Source organism: Shewanella sp. 10N.286.48.B5, from assembly GCF_002874355.2.
Taxonomy (GTDB): Bacteria; Pseudomonadota; Gammaproteobacteria; order Enterobacterales; family Shewanellaceae; genus Shewanella.
This window is the reverse complement of sequence record NZ_MCVG02000001.1, coordinates 2,474,935-2,494,499: the sequence shown is the minus strand read 5'-3', so window position 1 is coordinate 2,494,499 and position 19,565 is coordinate 2,474,935. Positions and strand designations below refer to the sequence as shown.

Sequence of the window (19,565 nt, the reverse complement as noted above, 5' to 3'; positions counted from 1 at the left end):
AAGATGTCATTTGAAACAATTTCAGTAATCGGTCTTGGTTATATTGGATTACCAACTGCGGCTATGTTTGCATCCCGCAAAAAGAAAGTCATTGGTGTTGATGTTAATCAACATGCAGTAGATACAATCAATCAAGGTAAAATTCATATTGTTGAGCCTGATTTGGATATGATCGTACATGCGGCTGTTACTGAAGGTTATTTAAAGGCCGTGACTAAACCAGAGCCTGCGGATGCTTTTTTAATCGCTGTACCAACACCATTTAAGCCTTGCGCTGAAGGTGCCATTCCAGAACCAGATTTAAGTTACATTGAATCTGCTTGTAATGGTATAGCGCCTGTATTGAAAAAAGGTGATTTAGTCATTCTAGAGTCAACATCTCCAGTTGGCGCCACTGAGCAGGTTGCAGAGTGGCTTTCTGCTGCTCGACCAGACTTAACTTTTCCTCAATTAGCAGGTGATAATGCAGATGTGAATGTTGCACATTGCCCAGAGCGAGTGTTACCTGGTCATGTTGTGCGTGAATTAGTAGAAAACGACCGTGTTATTGGTGGTATGTCAACTAGCTGTTCAGATCGTTCTGTTGAACTATATAAAACATTTGTTCAAGGTGATTGTGTTATTACCAATGCTCGTACCGCAGAAATGGCCAAACTGACAGAGAATAGTTGTAGAGATGTTCAGATTGCGTTTGCCAATGAGTTATCAGTAATTTGTGACAAATTAGACATCAACGTATGGGAATTGATCTCTTTAGCCAATCGTCACCCACGTATCAATATTTTACAACCAGGTCCAGGTGTCGGTGGCCACTGTATTGCGGTAGATCCTTGGTTTATAGTATCTAAAACACCAAATGAAGCCCAATTGATACACACTGCTCGTAAAGTGAATGATTCAAAACCTGAATGGGTTATTAATAAAGTTAAGCTAGCTATTGCAGATTATTTACAAGCTAATCCAACTAAAACAGCTAAGGATGTGACAATTGCTTGTTACGGCTTGGCTTTTAAACCGGATATTGATGATTTACGTGAAAGTCCAGCTTTGAGTATAACCAAGCAAATTAGAGAAATGCATACAGGATCGATTTGGGCCGTAGAACCAAATATCGAAGCACTAACTAAATCGCCCAATGGAATTGAGCTTGTATCTACTCAAGTGGCATTCGATAGTGCAAATATTCATGTCATGCTTGTTGATCATAAACAGTTCAAAGAATCTAAACCACAACAAGGTCTTTTAATTGATACAAAAGGTATTTGGTAGTGAAAATTCTTGTAACTGGGGGTGCAGGGTTTATTGGTTCTGCGGTTGTTCGCCATATCATAGATAATACCCAAGATTCAGTCGTTAATGTTGATAAGCTAACTTATGCTGGAAACCTTGAATCGCTAGTACAAGTTCAGGACAGTCAGCGCTATGCATTCGAAAAAGTGGATATTTGTGATCGAGCAGAATTAGATAGAGTTTTTGTGGAGCATAAACCTGATGCAATCATGCATCTTGCAGCTGAATCTCATGTTGATCGTTCTATTACCGGCCCTGCAGAATTTATTCAAACGAATATTGTGGGTACATATATCTTGCTTGAAGCGGCGCGTAACTACTGGAATTCATTAGAAGGTGAACGTAAAGCTGCATTTCGTTTCCACCATATCTCTACAGATGAAGTATATGGCGACTTGCCGCACCCTGATGATATTGAGGAAGGTACGGAACCTTCAGTGAATGAAAAGCTGCCAATGTTTTTGGAAACTAGCTCATATGAACCATCAAGCCCATATTCGGCTTCAAAAGCATCTAGCGATCACCTAGTTCGCGCATGGCTGCGAACTTATGGTTTGCCAACGATCGTGACCAATTGCTCTAACAACTACGGTCCATATCATTTCCCTGAAAAGTTGATCCCGTTAGTTATTCTAAACGCACTTGAGGAGAAAGGCCTCCCTATTTACGGGAGAGGCGATCAAATTCGTGACTGGCTGTATGTAGAAGATCATGCTCGAGCGCTGTATAAAGTTGTTACAGAAGGCAAAGTAGGCGAAACCTATAACATAGGTGGCCACAATGAAAAGAAAAACATCGAAGTGGTTCAAACGATTTGTAATATTTTAGATACCTTGGTGCCAAAAGAAACGCCATATAGTGAACAAATAACCTATGTACAAGATCGCCCAGGTCATGATCGTCGTTATGCAATCGACTCAAGCAAAATGCAACGTGAACTAGGTTGGACGCCCCTAGAGACTTTTGAAACGGGTTTACAAAAAACAGTTCAATGGTATCTGGATAATTCAGAGTGGTGTAGCAATGTACAAGACGGTTCATATCAGCGTGAACGTTTAGGTGTTTAAGAGGTTAATTATGCCATCATTTTCAAAAAATAAAGTCAGTACAACTAATACGAAAGGTATCATACTCGCGGGCGGGAGTGGAACCAGGCTGTATCCTCTAACACGCGGTGTATCTAAACAGTTATTACCATTGTACGATAAGCCAATGGTGTATTACCCATTATCGACACTAATGCTAGCTGGAATTAAAGAAGTCTTAATTATTACAACTCCGGAGGATCAAGCTGGTTTTATTCGTATATTAGGCGATGGTTCAGACTTCGGCATTTCAATCGATTATGCCATACAACCGAAACCAGAAGGCTTAGCACAAGCATTTTTAATCGGCGAAGAGTTTATCGGTGATAGTAAAGTTTGCTTAGTACTTGGCGATAATATTTTTTATGGTCAAGGTTTCCCCGAAACCTTAGCTGAGGCAAGTAAACGAGAAGTCGGGGCAACGGTTTTTGGCTATCATGTTAAAGATCCTGAGCGCTTTGGTGTGGTCGAGTTTGATCGTGATCTTAAAGCATTATCTATAGAAGAAAAACCGATTAAACCTAAATCTAACTATGCTGTGACAGGTTTATATTTCTATGATAATAGTGTTGTAGAAAAAGCCAAAAAAGTAGAACTATCCCATCGTGGTGAGCTTGAGATCACTAGCATCAACCAAATGTATTTAGAAGAAAATGCATTAAGTGTTGAATTATTAGGTCGCGGCTTTGCTTGGCTTGATACTGGGACACATGAAAGCCTTCATGAGGCATCAAATTTTGTTCAAACAATACAGCATGTTCAAGGATTAAAAATCGCTTGCTTAGAAGAGATTGCATGGCGCAATGGTTGGCTAACTAAAGATGATGTGCTTAATTTAGCCAAGCCTATGTCTAAAAATGAATATGGGCAGTACTTATTAGAGTTAGTTACTAAGTAATGGGACACAGCAGCCAGCAAATAAAATCAGGTTTTATTTGGAGCGCCTTAGACAGTTTTGGTAATCAAGCTATTGGTTTGGTAATTAGTTTAACCCTTGCCAACCTTTTAGGGCCCTCTGCTTATGGCTTAGTAGCAATGCTGACTATCTTCATCGCTATTGCAGCAGTGTTTGTTAACAGTGGTTTTAACTCAGCGTTAATACGAAAAGTAGATAGAAATGAAAAGGATTACTCAACGACATTCTATTTCTCATTTGCAGTATCCATTATCTGTTATCTGCTCTTGTTCTTTTGTGCACCATTAATAGCTGATTTTTATGAACAACCTGAATTAACATTATTAACTCGAGTTATTGCATTAGTCATTATTATTCAGACGCTTGCAGTTATTCCGAGAACTAAGCTTACGGTAGAAATTAATTTTAAAAGTCAAGCAAAAGCTAATGTAGTTGCCCTTGTATGCAGCGGTACGGTTGGTTTAATCATGGCATTCAACGGTTATGGCGTATGGTCACTTGTATTCCAACAACTTACGAATGCAATTATTAGTGTTGCTATGCTTAACCTGTTGTCACCATGGAAACCGGTAGAGAAATTTTGCAAACAGGCGTTTAAAGAGTTATTCGGGTTTGGGTCTAAATTACTTGCCGCTGGTTTACTTGATACCATTTATAACAATCTATATGGTTTGATTATTGGTAAGCAATTTAGTGCGGCTCAATTAGGCATATTCAACCAAGCCAATTCACTTTCTACGATGCCTGCAACAATGATAACAGGGGTTATTCAAAAGGTAACCTATCCAATGTTAAGTAATATGCAGGGTGATACTAATCAGTTGGATAAAGCATATTTGTTAACCTTGAAAATTGCGACAATGCTTATTTTTCCAATTATGTTTGGTATTTGTATCATAGCAAAGCCATTAATAGCGATATTACTAGGTGAACAATGGCAGGACAGTGCACAGCTTATTAGCATATTAACAATGGCACTTGCATTATATCCTATTCATGCAATTAACTTAAACATGTTGCAAGTTAAAGGCCGTTCAGACTTATTTTTAAAACTAGAAATAATAAAAAAGGCAATTATTACAATTTCTTTAGTTATAACGGTCCCAATGGGAATTGTTGAAATGTGTATTGGTATGGTAGTTACATCATATTTAGCCTTAATAGTAAACACGTATTACGCAGGGCAATTATCTAGTGTTTCACAACTAAATCAACTTGCAGCTTTATTACCCATAGCTATTATTACCCTAATATCAGCAACGGTTGGTTATGTAGTGGGTTCAGAATTCAGCTCAAACATAGCAAGTATTATTTTAATGCTAACCGTAGCGTTAACTTGCTATGCTACATTGATGTTCATACTACAAAAATCACTAGTCCTTGAGACAAAAAAATTATTAAGAGGGGCATAAATTGATTGCATTAAATAGCCCGGTTAAGCCGAACATAAAAAAATTAGCTAATTTACTAGAGAAAGTAAACGACAATGGCTGGTTCACTAATTTTGGCCCTATGCATAAAGAGCTTACGGAAAAGCTAGAAGACTATTTAGGTGTACAAAACTTACTATTAACAAATAATGGCACATCAGCATTACAGGTTGCAGGTAGAACCATTGGCTCTCGTTCAATTATATCAACCCCTTTTAGCTTCGTCGCAACGGTAAGTGCGTTTAAATGGCAAAAAGATGAAGTCGCTTTTGCTGATATTGATAATAAATCACTAAACTTGTCACCTGAAGCTGTAAACCTTGCTTACCGTAAGGGATGTAAAGCCGATACATTGGTCGCCACACATGTTTATGGAAATCCTTGCGATGTTGACGCCTTAGATAAACTTAGTCAAAATAATAATTTTCAAATTATCTACGATGCTGCTCATGCTTTTGGTGTTAAAGTTGGCAGTAATTCTGTTCTTAACTATGGTGATGCGAGTACCCTAAGCTTCCATGCTACGAAAGTCTTTCACACAGTTGAGGGCGGGGCAATTGTATTTAAAGATAGGGCTAACTTTGAAAAAGCTGAAGAGATCATCAACTTTGGAATTAGACCAGGACGTGGCGTGGTTGATGTAGGTATAAATGCAAAACTCAATGAATATCAAGCCGCTGTAGGCCTAGTGAATCTTGAAGAAATAGACAATATTTTGCAACATCGCGAAGCGCTGTTCTATCAATACCGTGAAGATTTAAAAGATGTTGTGGAGTTACCTTTATGGCACTCTCAAGCAAATAGTAATGGGGCTTATATGCCTATATTACTTAAAGATGAAAAACAAATGAGACTAGTTGCTGAGAAATTAGCCGCTCAAAAAATTCAGTCTCGGCATTATTTTGAGCCGTCTCTAGATGAACTGTTTATTGACAGTCATAATTATGGCAGCCGTAATAGTGTAGCTACATCGAAGCGTATTTTATGTTTACCAATGCACGCCCATTTGACAAGGGAAAATGTTAAACGCGTGGTATTAAATGTAAAAGGGTGTGTTTAATGGCCTTCTATACTAGTGATGAGTTGAAAGCATTAGGGTTTAAATACTTAGGTACAAATGTACAGCTATCAAAATTAGCATCAATCTACAGAGCTGAGAATATTTCAATAGGCGATAATAGCCGTATAGATGATTTTTGTGTTTTATCTGCTGGTGAAGGCGGTATTTCAATAGGGAAACATGTTCACATTGCTGTATATTGCTCGATAATTGGAGGCGGTAGGATTGTACTGGAAGATTACACTTGTATATCTGGCAGGTGCTCAATATATTCAAGCAACGACGATTACTCAGGTGACTTTATGACTAACCCGACTGTACCAGAAGAGTTTACAAATGTAACACATGCACCTGTTACTATACGAAAGCATAGTTTAGTGGGGGCTGGAACTGTCATCTTACCAGGTGTTGAAATTGGAAAGTGTTCTGCTGTAGGTTCGCTATCACTTATTAAGAAGTCAATTGAACCGGGTTATATATATATTGGTAATCCAGCACAAAAATTATATAAACGTAAACGTGGTTGCGAGAAACTTGAAGAGACTTTAGTGGATGGTAAGAAATAAAGATTCTATGGCAAAAGTTAGAGTGCTACATTTAGCGCCTGATGAAAAGTTTATCGATATGGGACTAGCCAGTTTTCAGCGTGTTGGAGTCGCAAATGAATTAATTGTATTTAGTGATGGCAAGGTGAAATTTGTTAAACACAATTGCAAAGTAGTTTTACCATTGGGTTCATTTGATGCTGAGTTATTAAAAAGAAGAATGACGGAGTTTGATATAATTATTATTCACTCTATGTTTACAAGTAGATTTTGTTTTCCTAAAAGTGTCAAAGTGGTATGGGTTGGGTTTGGTTTTGATTATTATCCGTATATTTGTAACTCAAGAAACCTGTTGTTAAATAAAACTTTAAATTATGTGCTAGAAATGAAATCGTTTGGAAGGATCCCTATTTTAAAGTCTGATGTTCAATGGTTATTACTAAATCTGGCTGATAGAATAAGTTTTAAATTCGGTGTTCAAAAGGTAATATCAAAAGTTGAATATTTTTGTCCGGTGTTAGTAAACGAGTTCAGTCTTATAAAAATTAAAAACTTCCCAAGTAAGGTCGTAGACTGGAATTATGGAACGTTAGAAGATGACTTCATTAGAGGGTTTGAAGGTCTAGATATAATTGGTGATAATATTTTATTGGGAAATAGTGCGTCAGAGAGTAATAATCATATTGAGGCTATCGAGTTAATTGCTGAAGTTAAGGGTTTTGATGTTAAAGTCGTGGCACCACTAAGTTATGGTAATCGAGAGTATAAAGAACATATTTGCGATTTTGGTAAAAAGAAGTTGAGTATCGACTTTATACCATTAACTGATTTTATGCCGATTGATGATTACATAGAAGTAATACAAAGCTGTTCTGTATTAATAATGAATCATCTGAGGCAGCAGGCATTGGGGAATATTATTATTGGGTTATTTTTGGGTGCTAAGGTATTCTTGCAAAAGCGTAATCCTATTTTTTATTACCTTACGAACTTAGGCTTTATTATTTACTCAGTGGATGATGTCTCAACTGAAAGTTTAAAGTCTAGGCTTAGCTATGATGAAGTTTCATTAAATCGACGTCTTCTATCTAGCATTTGGTCACGGAAAGTTATTGATTCTAAAACAAAGACCCTTATTAATACGATTATTAGAGAGGTTCATTCCTAACACTCTTGCTATACAAGGTTGGTGGTGGCTTTTTTTCAATTTTGGATGTAAAGCTAAAAATTACGGATGAGCCTCGACAATCGAGCCATATGATGCACAATGTTTAACATTGGTACTGTTTATGTTTTATAAATAAATTTGATAATAATTTACATTATTACATTATTACATTATTACATAGGTAACATAGGTAACATAGCTTAGCACTTACCTTTTTTACATATTAAAGGTATGTAATTTTAGTCGGCGTTATTTTATATTAATTTCTGTAGTGTTTAATTAAAGTATAGGTATAACTTTGGGTTTGAATGCATTTCTTTATCTTTTTGTATTAATGTTTGTCCTTGCCTATATTAATTTTAATTTATTAATAGATGCTAGATTTAGACGTAACACAAAAAGTATGGGTCGTTTCTCCGGAGTAAGCTTCCTATTCTTAGCTTGTTTATCATTATTTTTTGTTTATTTATCAGGAGAAATAAATAGTTTTTTGTACTATAGTCCTGGAAGTGATTCAGATTTGTTTATTGAATTTTTAAAGATTATAAGCTCTGGACAAACCTCTTACCACTATGAGATATTTTCCGAAGATAATAAAAATGGATTTTTGAATATAATTAGTCCAATTTTTATTGTTATTGAACCAGGTAGTTTGCTTGCCATAAGTTTAATGTTGCTGTTGAATTTATTATTCGTAGCTATGATTGCTAAAAGAATTGTATCTTTATCTAATAGTAATGATAGAGTTGCTGTTCAATGTTTAATAGTCCTCTGCCCGTTAACTGCAATGTTGATGGTTTCTTATTTAAGGGACATATTCGCCATTTTTTTAGTTGTGGAAATTGTTTTTTTAATTCATGTTTGGCGTACGAGCTTATTTAATACGTTACTCATTTTGTTGTTATCTTTATTGCTTTATTACACTAGAAGTTTCTACTTGTTTGCTATACTTACTGGATTGTTATTCAACAGCTTTAAGTTCAAGTTCGCTATGTTTTGGTCCCTTTTATCTCTACTTCTAGTTATCGTCTTTATTGATTTGAAACCTATTTTAATAAGGATTTTAGTTTTACATGGAGATGATGCTGCAAGATTAGGAGGAAATAGCTTGAGTGTAGAAATTGATGATATTGATACTATATCGCCGATTACTATTTTAAAGCGTATAATATTAGGCTTTTTTACTATGATAGTAACTCCTCAACCAGCGTTTATTTTAAAGGATATTCTTGGAGCGAAAGGGAGTGGTTTTCAAGTAATTGAAAATAGCTTTCAGTTGGTTTATTCATTTGTTTATATAGTTTTTATTTTACCTATTACAGTGACGTTGCTGACTAGTATATCTAAATTAAAGCTGTTGTTATTCAAGAAATCTAAATTTCATTTTATATTGTTTTTTGTTCTGTTCTCAGTTTTCTTCATATATGCAATAAAGTTTTTTGGTATCAGACATTATAAAGTTGAGTATGTTAAGTATATATTGTGGTTGGGGGTTATTTCATTTTTCCCTATAGTTTCTCATGTAAAAACAAAGAAATTTATTTGTTTCTCTATGTTATCAAGTTTGTTCGCCTTGCTCATTACAGTTAAATATTTATATTAGAGTGTTAGATGAAAATTTTATATTGCACAAGTGAATTACAGTACTCCACTAGCTCTGCAGCTATCAGAAATAGAATTTTGCTTTCTGGATTGAACCGAATATCTACCTTAGATGTTTTAGAATTTCCAATGAGCATAGAAAAAGATAAGGATTGCAGCGATATATTTAATAAGCACATCAAAGTTGATGGATTCGTTCAGTCTTTCGAAAGTAACTCTGAGGTTAGCTTTCTATCAAAGTTTAAGAAGTTAGTGAAAATGGCGATCAAGCCTTATATTCCTGATTTCTTCTATGTTAAAAACATGTCTCTAGCAGATTTGGTCGATTTTAATTATTATGACCTGATTATTAGCTCGTCAGAGCCAAAGGGTTTACATAAATTAATAGAAAAGAATGTTTCTTATTATGGGGAACGGGAGTTTAAGTATCTACAGTACTGGGGCGACCCATGGTTTGATGATATTTCTAGGCCTACAAACTTTATTACAAAAATACTTGAGCAACGTTTAATATGCAAAGCCGACTACCTGGTTTACAATTCAAAATTGACTTTAAAAAGACAAAAGAACCTTTTTAAAAATGAATCAAGTAAAATGTTTTACCTTCCTAGAGGTTTAGACCTTTCGCAAGCCGAAATTCCTATAAAAATATGTACTCTTACGAACAATATTAGAATTTTGTATGCTGGAGATTACCGAAGTGATTATCGCTCTATTCAAGCTTTAATTAATGCTTGTAGTGAATTAAAAGTTAATTTAGCCATTGCTGGTAATGGTGATTATGAAAGAGCTAATATTGATAGCTGTGTAAAAGAGTTTGGGCGAATTTCAACTGTAGAACTCAATAAGCTTCGGAGTTGTATAGATGTTGAAGTTGTTATTATGAATTCCAGTGGTGGTCAATTACCTGGGAAGGTTTTTGATGTTATGCTGTCTGATAGAGTAGTTATTTTAGTTTTAGATGGAGAGTTTTCAGTAAGCGATATTCCTTGTTCGAACCGGTTTATAGTGGTGAACAATAATCAAAGAGACATACAAGATGCTTTGCAAAGCATAATGGATATAGATTTCAAGTTTAAGTTTAACTTTGATGACTTGAATTTTTTTTCAATCGATAATATTTTGGTTGAACTTATTAAAGATGTAAAAAGTAAATGAAGATCCTTATTATAGAGCCATATCCAAATTATCATTTCCGGTCAATTTTTAACGAATTTGACAAAGACAATTATAGCATTGAAATGGTTTGTTTCAAAAAAGTACCTAGCTTCAGAAAAGGAAGTGATTGGGAAGATTCAAGTAGACATAAACCTATTAGTTTTTTTAAAAGTTTGTTATCGATTTTAAATAACGATGTAACTGTGTTTTTAGGGGTTTTCTCACCATTACCGAAAATGATGATATTGTTTTCTTTGGCTTGTATTTTAAAAAAACGCGTTTTTATAGCCAGTGAAGGGTTTAAAAATAACTCTAGATTCAGGAAGTTATTTTCTCCTTTATTTCGTTGTTTATCCATATTTACAGAAGTAAATATTTTATGTATTGGCCATAATAGTAATAAAGATTATTTTAATGCTGGTTTTAAAAGGAGTAATTTTTACAAGTTCGCATTTGCAGAAAATTATTTACCTTATCCAACAGAAGAGTTTGTAAGGGGACTAGCTAAATTTAATTCTACAGATTTTAATGTACTTCTTGTTGGAAGACTTATTTCTAGGAAAAACTTTGCTCAAGTTATCGCTTCATGTAATGAAATTGCCAAAAAAAGAGGTGTCCATAGAAATATTACCATTCATGTTGCAGGAGAAGGAGAAGATTTAGAACTACTGAAACGTGAAGCCGAAAAAGAACCTAAAGTGGAGTTAATACTTCACGGGCATATTGATAGCTCGGGATTGACTACACTTTACAAGAAGGCTCATTTATTCGTTTTACCTTCATTGTATGAAGGTTGGGGCGTCGTATTAAATAACGCTATCCATTACTGTTTACCTTGTTTATGTTTGGATTCAGTTCGAAGTGGTAATGATTTTTTGATTGCCCAGAACCAAAACGGAAGAATCGTTTCTAAAGATGAGCTAACAAACGCATTATATGATTTTGTCACTATGGGTAGCGAGGAATTGCAATTGATGGCAAAAGCATCACGTGAAGTTAGTAAGTTATGGTCTGCGGAGTGTATTGCATTTAATTTGGCTAATTTATTAAGTGATAATACTTTTATTCCTCCGGAAGTAGGTCCTTTAAGTCGTTATAGTTTGCAGGAGTATAAAAGTGAAGAATGCAATTAGTTTGTATAGGATCTCAAATTATTTCCATAGGAAAAACATAGGATTTATTTCAAAAATTTTTGATGGTATAAATTTTTTAATTTTTAATAGTGTCGTACCAGGTTCCGCTCGTATAGGTTATAAATCTAAGCTGGCTTATGGCGGTATTGGAGTTGTTATCCACTCTAAAGCTGTAATAGGGGAGCGCGTTATTATTGGGCAAAATACTACCATAGGCAGGAAGTTGTCGCCTGAGGGGGTGCCGATAATTGCAAATGATGTTTATATTGGTGCTGGCGCACGTATTTTGGGTGGGATAACAATTGGTAATAATGTCATTATAGGCGCAAATTCAGTAGTTTTAATTGATGTACCTGATAATACCATTGTGGCAGGTAATCCAGCTAAAATTGTTCGGAATTTGGATGGTAGTATTTACGATTTGCTTGAAAATGTATATTAAATTTTTTTTGGTTTTTTTATACTCTTATAGTATTTATTTTATTTTATTTAATTTTTAATAGGTTACCCTTCTGTTTCTTACTTTATTTTTAGTAATTGAACAGTAATCTATTTAGAGATTCAATCGTAAGATGTTTATTGTAAACATCTCATCAGTAAAGTTAATAAGCAGCAAAGTTATAATGCAAATATTAAAACTGTATCATACTGTTAAATATCTTAGGCCTGTTCAAATTTTTAATCGCTTTTATAGAGTCATAAAAAAAATTAAACTTGATGCAAAGCCAATAGATAAGAGAGAGTTATCTAGGAATTGGTTAAGTTACCCACTATCTGAATCTTGTTATATCGGCGGGAATCAATATAAATTTTTAAATGTTATTGATGTTATTAGCAATTGGAATGATGAAAAAAAATCTAAATTGTGGAATTATAATCTACATTATTTTGATGATCTAAATAGACTTGATTGGCAAGAGCGTAATGTTAAGCATATTTCGTTAATCAATACCTGGATTGAAGAAAACCCATTAATGCACGGTAATGGCTGGGAGCCTTATCCTTTGTCTTTACGTATTGTTAATTGGATAAAATGGTTTTTATCTGGTAATGCAGCTCAAGAGAAATGGTTTGCTAGCCTTACGTTGCAGACACAAGCTCTTCAGCAGCAATTAGAATATCATTTACTAGGGAATCATATCTTCGCAAATGCTAAAGCATTAGTATTTTCAGGTTGTTACTTTAAAGGTGAGCAAGCAAACATTTGGTTGATTAAAGGGTTAAAAATTCTAGAAAAAGAAATCCCAGAACAAATATTACCTGATGGTGGGCACTTTGAACTTAGCCCCATGTATCACAACATTATTTTGTCAGATATGCTGGATTTGGTTAATTTAGGCAATACATATTCAAATTCTATTCCACCTCACCTCGTACAACGTTGGAGTCAAGTAATAATTAAAATGCTTAAATGGAGAGAGGCTATGACTCATCCAGATGGTGAGGTTTCATTTTTCAATGACTCCGCTTTTTACATATCTCCTTCAGCAGAAAGAATTTGTAACTATGCAGATATGTTAGGGATATTTTCGAAAATGAAACAGGAAGAAAATGTAACCTATTTAAAAGATTCCGGTTATATAAAATTGGTTAACGGAAAAGAAAGCACAATTTTAGATGTTGCAAAGGTAGGCCCAGATTATATCCCGGGGCACGCGCACGCAGATACACTATCTTTTGAATGGAATTATGATAAGCAACGTGTTTTTGTTAATAGTGGTACGTCAGTATATGGTTTAGGTTCAGAACGTTTGCGCCAGCGTAAAACTGAATCACATAATACAGTAGTAATAGATGACGAAGATTCTTCAGAAGTTTGGAGCGGTTTTAGGGTTGCTAGACGAGCTTATCCAAGTAAACCAATTATCACCGAAAGTGGCGGTTCAATCTTTGTGGAATGTTCGCATGATGGTTACATGCGTTTGCGAGGCAAAGTGACACATACTCGAAAATGGATGATTAATGATAGTGGCTTTTCTGTCACTGATAAATTACTTGGCAGTTTTAATTCTGCACAGGCTCACTATCATTTTCACCCTGACATTCAGCTAGAACAATCTAATGGTAGTAAAAATCAGCTTAATTTATACTCTCCTGATGGAACACATTTTATGATTGAAGTTATTGGAGCTGATATTAAAATATGTGATAGCACTTGGCACCCCGAATTTGGGGTTTCTATTGTTAACAAAAAGATTGTTTTAAACTTTAAAAAATCTGAAGTAAAACTCAGTATTAATATGGTTAATTAATAGGTTTTATTACTAAGTGTATAAAGCCAGGAACGTTTATGAAAATTTTAGTTCTTTCTTTTTATTATGCTCCTGATTTATGTGCAGGATCATTTCGTACTACATCATTGGTAAATCAGCTTAAAGAGATAAAAGGTGTGGAGTTGGATGTTATAACTACAATGCCTAATCGTTATGCTTCATTTGAAGTTGGTGCTCTAGGTAAAGAATTCGATGGGCAAGCGAAAATTCGGCGTATTCAGTTACCACATCATAAAAGTGGAATGCTTGATCAAATCCGATCATTCTACGCCTATTATAAAGCAGTTAAAAAGCTAGTTAGAAACGAAAATTATGATATGGTTTTTGCAACTAGTTCTCGTTTATTTACCGCTTTTTTAGGAGCCAGAATCTCTAAGTCTAAAAAAATACCATTATATTTAGATATTAGAGATATCTTTGTTGATACAATTAAAGATTTGTTACCTTCGACTCAGGCAAAAGTAACTAAACCTTTTTTAACACTTGTAGAAGATTACGCCTTTAAAAATGCATCACATATTAACTTAGTGTCTAAAGGTTTTGAAGAGTACTTTAGGTCTAGATTTCGTCAGCCTAGTTATTCATGGTTCACAAACGGTATCGATAAAGAGTTTTTAGAGCTTGATAAATCGAGCGTAAAAGTAATAGCTGACAAAGTTAATATTCTTTATGCTGGAAATTGTGGTGAAGGGCAAGGATTACACAATATAATTCCTGCACTTGCTGAGAATCTTGCTTCGAAATACCAAATAACAATAATAGGTGATGGAGGCAGACATTCTCTATTAAGAGATAGTGTTGCTGGTATGTCTAATGTAATATTGCTTCCTCCGGTTAAGCGTCATGAGTTGGTTGAAAAGTATTTAGATGCAGACATTCTATTTTTACACCTTAATGACTATCCCGCGTTTGAAAAAGTGCTACCTTCGAAGATATTCGAATATGCAGCGATAGGAAAACCTATTTTGGCTGGTGTTAGCGGTTATTCAGCATCATTTATTCACGATGAAGTTCCTAATGCAGAAGTGTTTTATCCAAACAATGCTATTGCTGCAATTGAAGCGTTAGAACGACTCGATATGAACGCACACGATAGAAGTGAATTTATTAATAAATATCAGCGCTCGAATATTATGTCTGAAATGGCTAAATCTATAATATCCGTAGGTAGTAAAAATGTATAAAGTTCTACTTACAGGCTACACAGGATTTGTAGGCTCAAATGTTTTAGACTTATTTAAGGAACGAGCAGACTCAATAAAATGCTTGGGTAGAAGAAAACCACAGTTCGGAACTTTCTACCAAGGTGAGTTAAGTTCGTCTTCTGAATATGGAGATGCACTCGATGGAGTAGATGTAATTATTCATTGTGCTGCGAGGGTCCATGTAATGGATGATTCATCAATTGATCCATTAGGGGAATTTAGAGAAGTAAATACATTTGCTACGTTAAACCTAGCAAAGCAAGCAATTGCAGCTGGTGTCAAACGTTTTATATTTGTTAGTAGCATCAAAGTTAATGGTGAGTCGACGCTATGTAGTATGCCTTTTACAGCTGCTAATGCAAGAAGCCCTGAAGACTTTTATGGGAAGTCTAAATCGGAAGCCGAAGAACAGTTGTTGCAACTTGCTAAAGACACTGGACTAGAAGTTGTAATTATAAGACCTACATTGGTTTACGGACCTGGAGTTAAGGCTAATTTTGCTTCTCTAATGAATTTAGTTTCAAAAGGTTTACCGTTGCCTTTCGGCAGCATAATACATAATAAGCGTAGTCTGGTTTCTGTGAAGAACCTTGTTGATCTGATTATGACCTGTGTTGATCATCCAAAGGCTGCAAATCAAGTATTCTTAGTTTCTGATGATCATGATGTGTCTACAGCCTCGATGGTAAAGCATATGTCATATGCACTTGGGAAGTCTAGCAGATTAATACCGGTGCCTTTGTGGTGCTATCGCTTAGTTGGTAAGTTAATTGGTAAGTCCGATGTAGTAGATAGGCTTATTGGGTCTTTACAGGTCGATATATCACATACCAAAGATACGTTAGGCTGGGTTCCTCCGCAAACGCTTGAGCAAGGCTTTAAAGAAACCGCAGAGTATTTTCTTCTCAATAAAAATAAATAGAGTATATAAATGATTCGTATTATTGATTTTTTTGCAGCCTTTTTGGGTTTGTTATTGCTTTGGCCCGTTCTACTAATTGTTACTATTATTGGTATGTTTGATACTGGCTCACCAGTTTTTATTCAGACTCGAGTAGGCCGTAATAAAAAGCCATTTAAATTGATTAAGTTTCGCACTATGTCGGTTGAGACAAAATCAGTGGCTAGTCACTTAGCGAGTAATGCTTCAATTACAAAGTTAGGTAATTTTCTGCGTAAAACTAAGATTGATGAGTTGCCGCAACTGATTAATGTGGTTAAAGGTGAAATGAGTTTGGTTGGTCCGCGTCCAAATTTATTTAACCAAGAAGAATTAATCAAAGAGCGTGATGCTTTAGGTGTTTATGATGTTCCACCTGGTGTAACGGGTTTAGCTCAAGTACAGAACATTGATATGTCTACACCTGCTTTGTTAGCCAAAACTGATAAGCAGATGATTGATAGTCTAACTGTTAAAGATTACTTTAAGTACATCATTATGACAGTCACAGGCAGTGGTTCAGGTGACGCTGTAAAGTAGAGCATCTAGTGCTATCTATTTATTATGATTTTAGCGCTAGAGTATTGATTTACTTAACCTAGTGCTAATTTTTTCTGTCTCATTATCAAAAAAGTCTATAAAAATGTGTCTCATCGGTTTTTTGTTCACATTTATTCCTACAATTCCAGAGTAGTGCACAAGTTAAGTTTTTTCTTCGTGTTCTTTCATGCTCTCACATATAATATCCTAAGCTAGTTGTACGCATTACTCATATTACCCTGTAAATGGTATAGTGGTGAGGCGTTCGTATTTAAAGAAGTAATACACTATGATTTTTAAGTTTATGGAGCGGAAAATGGATTTTTTGCAAAAGTTGTTTCGTTTAGAGCGTAGTCAAAAACGTTTAGTGAGTATCGCAATTGACACTGTTTTTCTAAGCTTTGCCTTTTGGGCTGCGTTATTAGTCAGAGTTGATGATGTCAGTGTGTTGCTTAATGGGCATTACTGGGCTTTGGTTGCTACAAGTATTCCTTTCAGCATTTTAGCGTTCGCCAAGCTTGGTTTGTACCGCGCGGTATTGCGTTATATGAGCTTACAAGCAATAACGGCTATTTTACTTGGTATTGTCGCGTCAACTGTCACTTTAGTGTTCGTCTCTTATTTTACTGAAGCGCATCTGCCTCGCACTGTTCCTATCATATATGCCATGTTCGCTTTGGTGTTTGTAGGGGGAACGCGTGCACTTGTTCGTTCTTTAGTTGGCTCAGGTATTAAACGTCACGGTGAGCCAGTGATTATTTATGGTGCAGGGGTCAGTGGTCGTCAATTACTGAACTCTTTGGTGCTAAGCCATGAATATTACCCTTACGCTTTCGTCGATGATGATGAAGCGCTACATGGCAGCGTAATCCAAGGTGTTCATGTTCATTCACCCTCAATCATACGTAAACTCATCACTCAAAAAGCAGCAACCAAAGTGTTGCTTGCAATACCCAGTGCAACCAGAGCCAAACGTAAAGAAATTCTTAATCGTTTAGAGTCGCTATCTACTCAGGTGTTAACCATTCCTGCAATGGCCGATCTGGTAAGTGGTAATAAACTTTATAGTGATATTAAAGAAGTTGAAATTGATGATTTATTAGGGCGTGATTCGGTCGCGCCTAGACAAGATTTATTAACCGCCAATATTACCGATAAAGTGGTTATGGTGACTGGTGCTGGCGGCTCTATCGGCTCAGAACTATGTCGTCAAATTTTAAAAAAATCACCAAAAAAATTAGTGTTATTCGAACTGTCTGAATATTCGCTTTATGCCATTGAAAGAGAGTTATCAGCAACAGCAAAAGAGCTTGGCCTCAATGTACGCATTTTGCCGATGATGGGCTCGGTTCAGCGTGAGAATCGTGTCCAAGCGATTATGGAATCTTTTGGTGTTCAAACGGTTTATCACGCAGCGGCTTATAAGCATGTGCCACTGGTTGAGCACAATGTTGTTGAAGGGATTCGAAATAACGTTTTTGGCACCCTGTATACCGCAAGAGCGGCTATTGCAGCCAAAGTCGAAACCTTTGTTTTAGTGTCAACAGATAAAGCAGTACGTCCAACTAATGTGATGGGCACGACCAAGCGTATGGCAGAGCTTGTGTTACAAGCTTTTTCAAAAGAGAAGCATCAAACTCGTTTTTGTATGGTTCGATTTGGTAATGTTTTAGGGTCATCTGGCTCAGTAGTGCCGCTTTTTAGAACGCAAATTGCTAATGGCGGTCCAGTTACTGTGACTCACCCAGAAATCACCCGTTTCTTTATGACCATTCCTGAAGCATCGCAATTGGTTATTCAGGCTGGCGCTATGGGTAAAGGTGGTGATGTGTTTGTATTAGATATGGGTAAATCAGTCAAAATTGTCGATTTAGCCAGCAAAATGATCCGATTAAGTGGTTTTGATGTCCGTGATGAATTGAACCCTGAAGGTGAAATCGCGATTGAATATAGTGGATTACGCCCAGGAGAAAAACTCTATGAAGAGTTACTAATTGGTGATGATGTCACGGGTACTGAACACGAAAGAATTATGACAGCCAATGAGGTTCATCTGTCATGGGCAGAGTATTCGAAAATTCTTGAGCGCTTAGATTCCGCTTGTCATGCTTTTGACCATGCCACAATACGGGACATTTTATTAACCACGCCGACAGGCTTTGCGCCAACGGATGGTATTTGTGATTTGCTTTATCAGCAAACAGAAAAAAACAAACCAGCTGTTCAAAATGTGGTTAATTTAGTCTAGTATATTTTTATCATTATTTTTCAGTCACCTAATTAAATAAGGTTTTTCATGAAAGTTGTTATTCCCGTTGCAGGCCTTGGCACACGTATGCTTCCTGCAACTAAAGCGATTCCAAAAGAAATGCTACCTATCGTGGACAAGCCGCTTATTCAGTATATCGTTAATGAGTGTGTAGCTGCTGGCGTTAAAGAAATTGTACTGGTTACCCATGCCAGTAAAAATGCCATTGAAAACCACTTTGATAAATCTTACGAGCTTGAATCAACGCTTGAAAAGCGTGTTAAACGTCAGCTGTTAGAAGAAGTACAATCAATTTGTCCTAAAGACGTTTCTGTTATCAGTGTTCGTCAAGGTGAGGCTAAAGGCCTTGGGCATGCTGTGTTGTGTGCTAAACCTTGTATCGGTAATGAACCTTTTGCTGTGGTACTACCTGATGTTATTTTGGATGAATATACAGCAAACCAAAAAACTGAAAATTTAGCTGCGATGATGGCACGTTACCATACCAGTTTTGCTAGTCAGATTATGGTTGCGCCAGTACCAGATAATGAAGTGAACAAATACGGTATTGCAGATTGTAATGGTGAAGAAATCGCCCTAGGTGATTCAGCTAAAATCAAAGCTATGGTTGAAAAGCCTGTCATTGGGACTGCTCCATCAAACTTAGCTGTTGTTGGTCGTTATGTGCTATCTGAAAAAATTTGGAATTTATTAGCTAAGACACCAGCGGGCGCGGGTGACGAAATTCAGTTAACAGATGCGATTGATATGCTAATTGAACAAGATACTGTTGAAGCGTTCAATATGACCGGTAAATCGCATGATTGTGGCGACAAACTGGGTTACATGAAAGCCTTTGTTGAATATGGCCTGCGCGACAAAAAGCTCGGTGATGATTTTGCTAAAGTAATTAAAACATTGCTCTAGATTAGATTACTTTCGCATTACCAATAAAACCAACTCACAATGAGT

The 19,565-nt window shown here is 35.9% G+C and carries 17 protein-coding genes; all 17 read left to right on the top strand.

Annotation, left to right across the window (positions count from 1 at the left end):
* Positions 1-3 precede the first annotated feature (3 nt).
* The 17 genes from wecC (at position 4) to galU (ending at position 19,520) form a co-directional block, all read left to right on the top strand.
* Positions 4-1,269 (top strand): UDP-N-acetyl-D-mannosamine dehydrogenase, encoded by a 1,266-nt coding sequence (gene wecC / locus BCU57_RS10635; protein ID WP_102440725.1) that lies wholly within the window; start codon positions 4-6, stop codon positions 1,267-1,269.
* On the top strand, positions 1,269-2,357 hold the full coding sequence (gene rfbB / locus BCU57_RS10630) for a dTDP-glucose 4,6-dehydratase (RefSeq protein WP_102440724.1): 1,089 nt from the start codon (positions 1,269-1,271) through the stop codon (positions 2,355-2,357). The genes wecC and rfbB overlap by 1 nt, the downstream gene beginning before the upstream one ends.
* Before the next feature lie 10 nt (positions 2,358-2,367).
* Complete coding sequence (rfbA, locus tag BCU57_RS10625; protein WP_102440723.1) at positions 2,368-3,273, top strand: glucose-1-phosphate thymidylyltransferase RfbA; 906 nt, start codon at positions 2,368-2,370, stop codon at positions 3,271-3,273.
* Positions 3,273-4,703 carry a lipopolysaccharide biosynthesis protein gene (locus BCU57_RS10620; protein ID WP_102440722.1) on the top strand — a complete coding sequence of 477 codons (1,431 nt, stop codon included), beginning with the start codon at positions 3,273-3,275 and terminating at the stop codon, positions 4,701-4,703. The genes rfbA and BCU57_RS10620 overlap by 1 nt, the downstream gene beginning before the upstream one ends.
* 1 nt (position 4,704) lies before the next feature.
* Complete coding sequence (locus BCU57_RS10615) at positions 4,705-5,781, top strand: DegT/DnrJ/EryC1/StrS family aminotransferase (protein ID WP_102440721.1); 1,077 nt, start codon at positions 4,705-4,707, stop codon at positions 5,779-5,781.
* On the top strand, positions 5,781-6,347 hold the full coding sequence (locus BCU57_RS10610; protein WP_102440720.1) for an acyltransferase: 567 nt from the start codon (positions 5,781-5,783) through the stop codon (positions 6,345-6,347). The genes BCU57_RS10615 and BCU57_RS10610 overlap by 1 nt, the downstream gene beginning before the upstream one ends.
* On the top strand, positions 6,334-7,494 hold the full coding sequence (locus BCU57_RS10605) for a TDP-N-acetylfucosamine:lipid II N-acetylfucosaminyltransferase (protein WP_102440719.1): 1,161 nt from the start codon (positions 6,334-6,336) through the stop codon (positions 7,492-7,494). The genes BCU57_RS10610 and BCU57_RS10605 overlap by 14 nt, the downstream gene beginning before the upstream one ends.
* 298 nt (positions 7,495-7,792) lie before the next feature.
* Positions 7,793-9,097: a hypothetical protein gene (locus tag BCU57_RS10600; protein ID WP_102435846.1), complete on the top strand. Its 1,305-nt coding sequence runs from the start codon at positions 7,793-7,795 to the stop codon at positions 9,095-9,097.
* Positions 9,098-9,105: 8 nt separating this feature from the next.
* Complete coding sequence (locus BCU57_RS10595; RefSeq protein WP_133149348.1) at positions 9,106-10,254, top strand: hypothetical protein; 1,149 nt, start codon at positions 9,106-9,108, stop codon at positions 10,252-10,254.
* On the top strand, positions 10,251-11,387 hold the full coding sequence (locus tag BCU57_RS10590; RefSeq protein ID WP_102435842.1) for a glycosyltransferase: 1,137 nt from the start codon (positions 10,251-10,253) through the stop codon (positions 11,385-11,387). Before BCU57_RS10595 ends, BCU57_RS10590 begins: the two co-directional genes overlap by 4 nt.
* Positions 11,371-11,829: a serine O-acetyltransferase gene (locus tag BCU57_RS10585; protein WP_102435840.1), complete on the top strand. Its 459-nt coding sequence runs from the start codon at positions 11,371-11,373 to the stop codon at positions 11,827-11,829. The genes BCU57_RS10590 and BCU57_RS10585 overlap by 17 nt, the downstream gene beginning before the upstream one ends.
* 181 nt (positions 11,830-12,010) lie before the next feature.
* Positions 12,011-13,639: a heparinase II/III family protein gene (locus tag BCU57_RS10580; RefSeq protein ID WP_198589915.1), complete on the top strand. Its 1,629-nt coding sequence runs from the start codon at positions 12,011-12,013 to the stop codon at positions 13,637-13,639.
* Positions 13,640-13,677: 38 nt separating this feature from the next.
* Positions 13,678-14,844, top strand: a complete 1,167-nt coding sequence (locus BCU57_RS10575) for a glycosyltransferase family 4 protein (protein ID WP_102437588.1) — start codon at positions 13,678-13,680, stop codon at positions 14,842-14,844.
* Positions 14,837-15,787 carry a UDP-glucose 4-epimerase family protein gene (locus tag BCU57_RS10570; RefSeq protein WP_102437587.1) on the top strand — a complete coding sequence of 317 codons (951 nt, stop codon included), beginning with the start codon at positions 14,837-14,839 and terminating at the stop codon, positions 15,785-15,787. The genes BCU57_RS10575 and BCU57_RS10570 overlap by 8 nt, the downstream gene beginning before the upstream one ends.
* A 9-nt stretch (positions 15,788-15,796) precedes the next feature.
* The gene (locus BCU57_RS10565; protein ID WP_102437586.1) at positions 15,797-16,345 is read left to right on the top strand and encodes a sugar transferase; all 549 of its coding nucleotides are present in this window, start codon (positions 15,797-15,799) and stop codon (positions 16,343-16,345) included.
* Positions 16,346-16,661: 316 nt separating this feature from the next.
* Positions 16,662-18,593: a polysaccharide biosynthesis protein gene (locus tag BCU57_RS10560; RefSeq protein WP_102437585.1), complete on the top strand. Its 1,932-nt coding sequence runs from the start codon at positions 16,662-16,664 to the stop codon at positions 18,591-18,593.
* A gap of 48 nt (positions 18,594-18,641) precedes the next feature.
* Entirely contained in the window at positions 18,642-19,520 is an 879-nt protein-coding gene (gene galU, locus BCU57_RS10555; RefSeq protein WP_102437584.1) for a UTP--glucose-1-phosphate uridylyltransferase GalU, read from the top strand.
* Positions 19,521-19,565 lie beyond the last annotated feature (45 nt).

What these genes read in the sequence shown, in the direction of transcription:
- wecC (WP_102440725.1), top strand. Translation starts at nt 4, where the DNA reads ATGTCATTTGAAACAATTTCAGTAATCGGTCTTGGTTATATTGGATTA.
- rfbA (WP_102440723.1), top strand. Translation starts at nt 2,368, where the DNA reads ATGCCATCATTTTCAAAAAATAAAGTCAGTACAACTAATACGAAAGGT.
- BCU57_RS10620 (WP_102440722.1), top strand. Translation starts at nt 3,273, where the DNA reads ATGGGACACAGCAGCCAGCAAATAAAATCAGGTTTTATTTGGAGCGCC.
- BCU57_RS10610 (WP_102440720.1), top strand. Translation starts at nt 5,781, where the DNA reads ATGGCCTTCTATACTAGTGATGAGTTGAAAGCATTAGGGTTTAAATAC.
- BCU57_RS10605 (WP_102440719.1), top strand. Translation starts at nt 6,334, where the DNA reads ATGGTAAGAAATAAAGATTCTATGGCAAAAGTTAGAGTGCTACATTTA.
- BCU57_RS10595 (WP_133149348.1), top strand. Translation starts at nt 9,106, where the DNA reads ATGAAAATTTTATATTGCACAAGTGAATTACAGTACTCCACTAGCTCT.
- BCU57_RS10590 (WP_102435842.1), top strand. Translation starts at nt 10,251, where the DNA reads ATGAAGATCCTTATTATAGAGCCATATCCAAATTATCATTTCCGGTCA.
- BCU57_RS10580 (WP_198589915.1), top strand. Translation starts at nt 12,011, where the DNA reads ATGCAAATATTAAAACTGTATCATACTGTTAAATATCTTAGGCCTGTT.
- BCU57_RS10575 (WP_102437588.1), top strand. Translation starts at nt 13,678, where the DNA reads ATGAAAATTTTAGTTCTTTCTTTTTATTATGCTCCTGATTTATGTGCA.
- BCU57_RS10570 (WP_102437587.1), top strand. Translation starts at nt 14,837, where the DNA reads ATGTATAAAGTTCTACTTACAGGCTACACAGGATTTGTAGGCTCAAAT.
- BCU57_RS10565 (WP_102437586.1), top strand. Translation starts at nt 15,797, where the DNA reads ATGATTCGTATTATTGATTTTTTTGCAGCCTTTTTGGGTTTGTTATTG.
- BCU57_RS10560 (WP_102437585.1), top strand. Translation starts at nt 16,662, where the DNA reads ATGGATTTTTTGCAAAAGTTGTTTCGTTTAGAGCGTAGTCAAAAACGT.
- galU (WP_102437584.1), top strand. Translation starts at nt 18,642, where the DNA reads ATGAAAGTTGTTATTCCCGTTGCAGGCCTTGGCACACGTATGCTTCCT.